At 30.1% G+C, this 6,238-nt stretch carries 7 protein-coding genes and 1 pseudogene; 4 read left to right on the top strand and 4 right to left on the bottom strand.

Features of this window, described 5'->3' with window-relative positions; genetic code table 11:
- Nucleotides 1-6: 6 nt before the first annotated feature.
- Together QNK89_RS05610 and QNK89_RS05615 are read left to right on the top strand one after the other, a co-directional pair.
- On the top strand, nt 7-774 hold the full coding sequence (locus QNK89_RS05610; protein WP_340170046.1) for a hypothetical protein: 768 nt from the start codon (nt 7-9) through the stop codon (nt 772-774).
- A gap of 72 nt (nt 775-846) precedes the next feature.
- Nucleotides 847-1,122 carry a hypothetical protein gene (locus tag QNK89_RS05615; protein ID WP_340170047.1) on the top strand — a complete coding sequence of 92 codons (276 nt, stop codon included), beginning with the start codon at nt 847-849 and terminating at the stop codon, nt 1,120-1,122.
- Between the two features lie 5 nt (nt 1,123-1,127).
- Here QNK89_RS05615 and QNK89_RS05620 read toward each other — a convergent pair whose 3' ends face one another.
- Nucleotides 1,128-1,298 (bottom strand): hypothetical protein, encoded by a 171-nt coding sequence (locus tag QNK89_RS05620; protein ID WP_340170048.1) that lies wholly within the window; start codon nt 1,296-1,298, stop codon nt 1,128-1,130.
- 101 nt (nt 1,299-1,399) lie between these two features.
- On the opposite strand from QNK89_RS05620, the gene QNK89_RS05625 reads away from it, so the two are divergent.
- Nucleotides 1,400-3,568 carry a DNA mismatch repair protein MutS gene (locus tag QNK89_RS05625; protein ID WP_340170049.1) on the top strand — a complete coding sequence of 723 codons (2,169 nt, stop codon included), beginning with the start codon at nt 1,400-1,402 and terminating at the stop codon, nt 3,566-3,568.
- A 33-nt stretch (nt 3,569-3,601) separates the two neighbouring features.
- Entirely contained in the window at nt 3,602-4,024 is a 423-nt protein-coding gene (locus QNK89_RS05630) for a DCC1-like thiol-disulfide oxidoreductase family protein (RefSeq protein ID WP_340170050.1), read from the top strand.
- A 501-nt stretch (nt 4,025-4,525) separates the two neighbouring features.
- On the opposite strand, the gene QNK89_RS05635 is transcribed toward QNK89_RS05630, so the two are convergent.
- The 3 genes and pseudogenes from QNK89_RS05635 to QNK89_RS05645 all read right to left on the bottom strand — a co-directional run.
- Nucleotides 4,526-4,750, bottom strand: a complete 225-nt coding sequence (locus tag QNK89_RS05635) for a hypothetical protein (RefSeq protein ID WP_340170051.1) — start codon at nt 4,748-4,750, stop codon at nt 4,526-4,528.
- A gap of 2 nt (nt 4,751-4,752) precedes the next feature.
- Nucleotides 4,753-5,583 carry a sulfurtransferase gene (locus QNK89_RS05640; protein WP_340170052.1) on the bottom strand — a complete coding sequence of 277 codons (831 nt, stop codon included), beginning with the start codon at nt 5,581-5,583 and terminating at the stop codon, nt 4,753-4,755.
- A gap of 39 nt (nt 5,584-5,622) precedes the next feature.
- A pseudogene (locus tag QNK89_RS05645) lies at nt 5,623-6,238 on the bottom strand (glutathione synthetase); the annotation flags it as partial.

Below are 6,238 nucleotides of genomic sequence, written 5' to 3' on the forward strand. Positions count from 1 at the left end.
TATAATATGAAAAAAGCTATGACCATTAACGTAATCATCATTCTTCTATGTTTTACAACTAGTTGTAATAAAAGCGACGACGCTGTAAACGCAAGCCCAATGAGTACAGATATTTCTATAGCATCATCTCAAAATGTAATGGTTTGGATTGATAGTAGAGATTTAACTCAAAAAATTAATAATGCATTAAGTTACAGTTATGGAACTGCTGGTATAAACAAAACTGAAAAAGCACGTGTTTTTAATGCCGATACGACACAATTTACTGCTTCAATAGGTTTTAAATCTGCATTTCAAGGGTCTTATATCGGTTCAAATCCTTCTAATAACACTGTAACAATTCAACTTGAAAAAGAGATTGTAATCTCAACTCCTGAAGGCGTTAGTTTAATTGCAGATGGACCAGGAAATACTTATAGTTTAATTACTTCAGTTTTAGCTCCAGGACAAAACCCAATAGAAACACCAGATTGTAACCATAATGCATTTGGTGAACATATGGATGAATTATTTGATAGCGAATTAAACGCAAACGTATTTCGTTTTTATTTGCATACAACTCCAGATAACGATCGCTGTACTAATTTCGATAGACAACGAAATGAAATAAAAGCCTACGACCAATCTCCAGATAATTTATTAGGAATCGAAGATGAAATAGTAGTCTATAAATGGAAGTTTAAATTAAATGATGGTTTTCAATCCTCCCCAAATTTTACACATTTACATCAATTAAAGTCTGTTGGTGGTGCATTTGAAAGTATGCCTATGTAAACTTTAACAAGTAGAAAAGGAACTCCAGATAGGCTTGAACTTCGTTATGCAGAAACCGACTCTCAAATTACTTTGGCACAAACAGATTTAGCACCATTAATTGGTACTTGGTTAGAAGTTACCGAAACAATAAAATATAGCACATCTGGAACGTACGACATTGCAATAAAAAAAGTAAGTGATGGTACAATTCTATTTTCGTATGCTAACAATGCTATTATTAATTGGAGAGCAGGTGGAACTTTTGTAAGACCTAAATGGGGAATTTACAGAAGTTTAATTAATGCTCAAGATCTTAGAGATGAAGAGGTTTTATTTGCCGACTTTAATATAAAAGAAATTGAGTAAACTTTTTAATGCGAGACAGTCAAAGTTTTAATACCAACCAAACCAAAAGTATTAGAATTAGAGTGATTACTTTCTTTAGACTGTAAATAATTACCTGCTTTAAAATAATTTTGTGTAGAATTTACTTCGCCAGAAGTAAATAAAGTACTTACATTTACTATTAATAAGTACTTCAAAAAACAAAATTCTATTTTCCATTCCTATTGCGTAACTTTGTGCAGCTAAGAAAAAGAAAACGTATTTAAAGAATGAGATTTCCACTGTCGTGGGAAATACTATGATTAATATTCACAAAAAAACACTTCAAGATTTAGAATTCGCAACTGTTTTAGAACAAATTAGCGAATACTGTGTCTCGAATTTAGGCAACCAAAAAGCCTTAATAATAGAACCTTTTAAAGATAAAGAGGCATTACTTAATGCGTTGCAATTAACCAATGAATATGTGTCGTCTTTTTATAACGATAACCGCATACCAAATCATGGTTTCGATGCTATTACTAAAGAGTTACAATTATTACGTATAGAAAACACCTATTTAGAAACACACAGTTTAAAGAAAATTATTTCTATCTCGTTAACTACAAACGAGATTGTTAAGTTTTTAAATAAGTTTGAAGAATACTATCCAAACCTAAAACATTTCTCGCAACGTATAGAAGTTACGACTGCACTTATAGAAAAAATAGACAGTGTTGTAGATCCTTTTGGAGATGTAAAAGATAATGCCTCTGCGCTTTTGCGTGAGATTAGGCAAACCATGAACAAACTTAAAGGTAAAATTAACTCTAGTTTTACTTCGGCATTAAACCAATACCATAATCTAGATTACTTGGACGATATTCGAGAATCTGTGGTAGAAAACAAGCGTGTACTAGCTGTAAAAGCGATGTATAGACGTAAAGTTAAAGGTGCAATAATGGGAGGAAGTAGAACTGGAAGTATAGTTTATATTGAACCAGAAACTACATTACAACACACCAGAGAACTTAATAATTTAGAATACGAAGAAGGTGAAGAAGTTGTAAGAATTTTAAAAGAAGTTACTAATTTCTTACGTCAGTTTTTATCATTAATAGAGCAATACCAAAAATTCTTAATAGAAATCGACGTTATTTCTGCAAAAGCAAAATATGCGAGATCTATGGATGGTATTTTACCAGAAATTAGTGAGAATAGAGAAATGTACTTGCGTGATGCATACCATCCTCTACTCTTTTTAAGTAATAAAGAAAAGAAAGAGAAAACGTTTCCGCAATCTATTGAGTTAAATAACGACAAGCGCATTATTGTTATTTCTGGACCAAACGCTGGTGGAAAAAGTATTACCTTAAAAACCGTTGGTTTGTTGCAATTAATGTTGCAAAGTGGCATGCTAATTCCTGTTCATGAACGTAGTAAAGTAACATTATTCGACCGTATTTTAACAGATATAGGTGATAACCAATCTATAGAAAACCAATTAAGTACTTACAGTTATAGATTAAAACAGATGAATTACTTTTTAAAGAAAGTAAACAAAAATACGCTGTTTTTAATAGATGAATTTGGTACAGGATCAGACCCTGAATTAGGTGGTGCTTTAGCTGAAACATTTTTAGAAGAATTTTATGCTAGAAATGCTTTTGGCATTATAACTACGCATTATGCTAATTTAAAAATGCTAGCAAACGAAAAGCCAGAAATGATTAACGCTAATATGATGTTTGATGAGCGTACGCTTGAGCCAATGTATAAACTAGCTTTAGGTCAAGCAGGTTCTTCGTTTACTTTCGAGGTAGCACAGAAAAACGGAATTCCATATAGCTTGATAAACCGTTCTAAAAAGAAGATTGAACGTTCTAAAGTGCGTTTTGATGCTACTATAGCAAAACTTCAAAAAGAGCGAGCAAGATTAGAAAAAACTGGAGAGTCTTTAAAAAAGAACGAACAAAAAAAACATTCTGAAGCAGAAAAACTAGAAGAAACTAATTTAAAGATTCAAAAAAAACTAGAAAACTATCAAGAATTATACGATAGTAATCAGCGTTTAATTTACTTAGGCCAAAAGGTTAACGATATTTCTAAAAAGTACTTTAACGATAAAAAAAAGCGAGAATTAATGGCAGATTTGTTTCGTTTAGTGCAAATTGAAAACTCTAAACGTAAAAAAGTATCAGCAAAACAAGCGAAAGCAGAAAAAATAAAAGAAGTACAGGTTAAAAAAGAGGCCGAAAAAAAGGTAGATGTTATTAGGAAAAAGAAAAAGGAAGCTAATAAAAAAGCAATTCCAGTAGAAAAGCCTAAGCCTGTTTTAAAAATTGGAGATCGTGTGAGGATGCATGATGGTCGTGCTGTAGGTAGTATAGATGCGTTAGAGAAAGATAAAGCAATTGTTAATTATGGCATATTTACAACCAATGTTAATGTAGATTTATTAGAACTGGTTGAAGCAGTCAAGAAATAGAAATACAATATAAATAATTCATATTTTTGCATTGTGATAAAAGAAGTACCAAAACATAAAAAATTAATACTATTCGATGGTCTTTGCAACCTATGCAGTTCATCTGTACAATATGCTATTACTCATGATAAAAATAATGTTTTCATGTTTGCTGCTTTGCAGAGTGATGTTGGTAAAAAAATTATAAAACATTTTAAAATAGATCCTTTAAAAACTGATTCTATTCTTCTTTATTCTCCAAAAAAAGAATCGTTAAAAATAAAATCTACTGCAGCATTACATGTGGCTAAAAGTTTAGGGTTTCCAAGAAATTTATTATTTATTTTCTTAATTGTTCCTGCTTTTATTCGTAATTGGGTTTACGATTTTATTGCAAAAAACCGTTATAAATGGTATGGTAAAAAGGAGTCGTGTTGGATTCCTACTCCAGAATTAAAAGCAAAATTTATTGGTTAAATAAATTAGTAACGCTACTACACCACTTTAGTATAAATATTTAAAATATTATAATCTGTATTATGTTATCTTATCTAAATGTTGTAATCACTCACTAAAAAGTACTGTTTACTCATTGCCTATACATGCTAATATAAAATAAAACTACTTTTATAAGATTTGAGATTGTTATGCCTCATAAATTAAATAAAAAAGATTTGTTTGGTGTTAAAGTCTCAAAGTAAAATATAGTTGGTTTACTTTAATTCCTGTGAATTAAGAACGAGTAAGCTCTTTTAAGGTTTTTAGTATAGACTTTAGAATCTTCAGTTAATGGTTACTGAAACAGAACTTATATTAGCTTTGAGACTTTTCTTTATTTAGTTAAGATAGATGAGAGAAACAGTTACAACAAAATTATTTACTGCATGAAATACAATACCAGTTAGTAAACCTCCTGTTCGTTTAACAAAATAACCTGTTATAATACCAAAAACCAAATAGAATAAAAAGAGGCTTAAGTTAAAGTGAATTAAAGCAAAAAACGATGCTTGTAATTATTTTTTGAATGCATTGGTAATCATTATCTCTTTCAAATTCTTTATGAACACTCGCAAAAGTTTCTTCATTTACTCTAGAGATTATATATTCTTTTTCTTCGCTACTTTGATCTAAATCTGAATTTGCTAAATATAAAAGTATATAGGCAATTAATTCTTTTTTACTCCATTGGTTCGGTTTGTCCATAATTATGAAATTTTTAAAGTTCCGTATTCTGTCCATGATCCATCGTAAACACTATTATTATATCCAGCTAATGTTGCTGCTAATGCTAAAGCCGAAGCTGTTATACCAGAGCCGCAAGTAAATACTAAATGTTGGTTTTCTTCTGTAAGTTTATTAAAAACAGATTTTAGCTCTTCTTTTTGTTTTAGCTTGTTGTCATTTAAAACTTTATTAAAAGGTAAATTTAAAGAAGAAGGTATCGTTCCACTTCTTAATCCCTTTCGAGGTTCTGCAACAACGCAATTAAATCTATCACTAGACCTTGCATCTATTATTTTAAAGTTTTTATCTTTTGAAATTTCATCAAGAGATTCTATATAAACTACGTTATTTGGGTTATAAATAGCTTTAAAGTTGCCTTTTTTATAAGATTTAGGACTCTGTTTTACTTCTGTGATATAACCTTTTGCTTTCCATTCTGGTAGACCTCCATTTAATATTGCAACGTTTTTAAACCCAAAGGTTTTTAATAACCACCAAGCTCTTGCACTAGAATAAATACCATGATCGTCGTAAACAATAACGATAGAATCGTTATTAATACCTAATTCTTGAGCGGAATCATTAAACTGTTGAGTTGATGGTATAGTATTTGGAAAAGGAGCATCTTTTATGCTAAACTTGTTTTTAATGTCGAAAAATTGTGCTCCAGGTATTTTGATATTTGCTAAAGCTGAAATATCTCCAATAACTTTAGAAATTGTAGCATCAAAAACCAAAAGGTTTTTATCATGAATATGATTGTGCAACCATTCAACTGAAACTATATTATCTATTTCTTTAATTTGCGACATTTTAAATCATACAAGTAAATTAATAATAGTATTACTTTTCTATGCTTCTTCTACTCTTTTACGTAAACGAGAACGTCTATCGAAAGCTTGCAAGTTATCTATCACTTTGCTTTCTAAAAAATCAATTACTTTCTCCTGTATTTTAACCTTATTTTTATATACTTTATTCATGTAAGTTATACCACCTGGAGACATAACATTTACTTCTACTAATTTTCCACCAATAACATCTATACCAACAAAATACAATCCATCTTTAACTAATTTTTGACCAATTTGTTTGCATAACGCTTTTTCTGCTTTAGTTAGTGTATGTTTTGCAATACTTCCACCTGCAGATACATTTGAGCGATGATCATCTGAACCAGGAACATGTTTCATTGCTCCAATAGGCTCACCATTAAGCATTAATATTCTTACATAACCTTGGTCTACTCCTTCTATATAATCTTGAAGTATAACATAGTTTGAAGTGCCATCTCCACTATTAATGTAGAAATCTAACAATTAATTAATATTATTCATGGCCGATTTTTTTAATTAAAATCACACCAGAACCACCAAAACCATTAAGTGGCTTGATAATCATTTTATCTGCTTTAGACTCTTTAATTTCTGTACTAAATAATTTTTATTTTTAGACACATGTGTATTT

Source organism: Lacinutrix sp., from assembly GCF_037625555.1.
In the GTDB taxonomy this organism is placed as follows: domain Bacteria; phylum Bacteroidota; class Bacteroidia; order Flavobacteriales; family Flavobacteriaceae; genus Lacinutrix.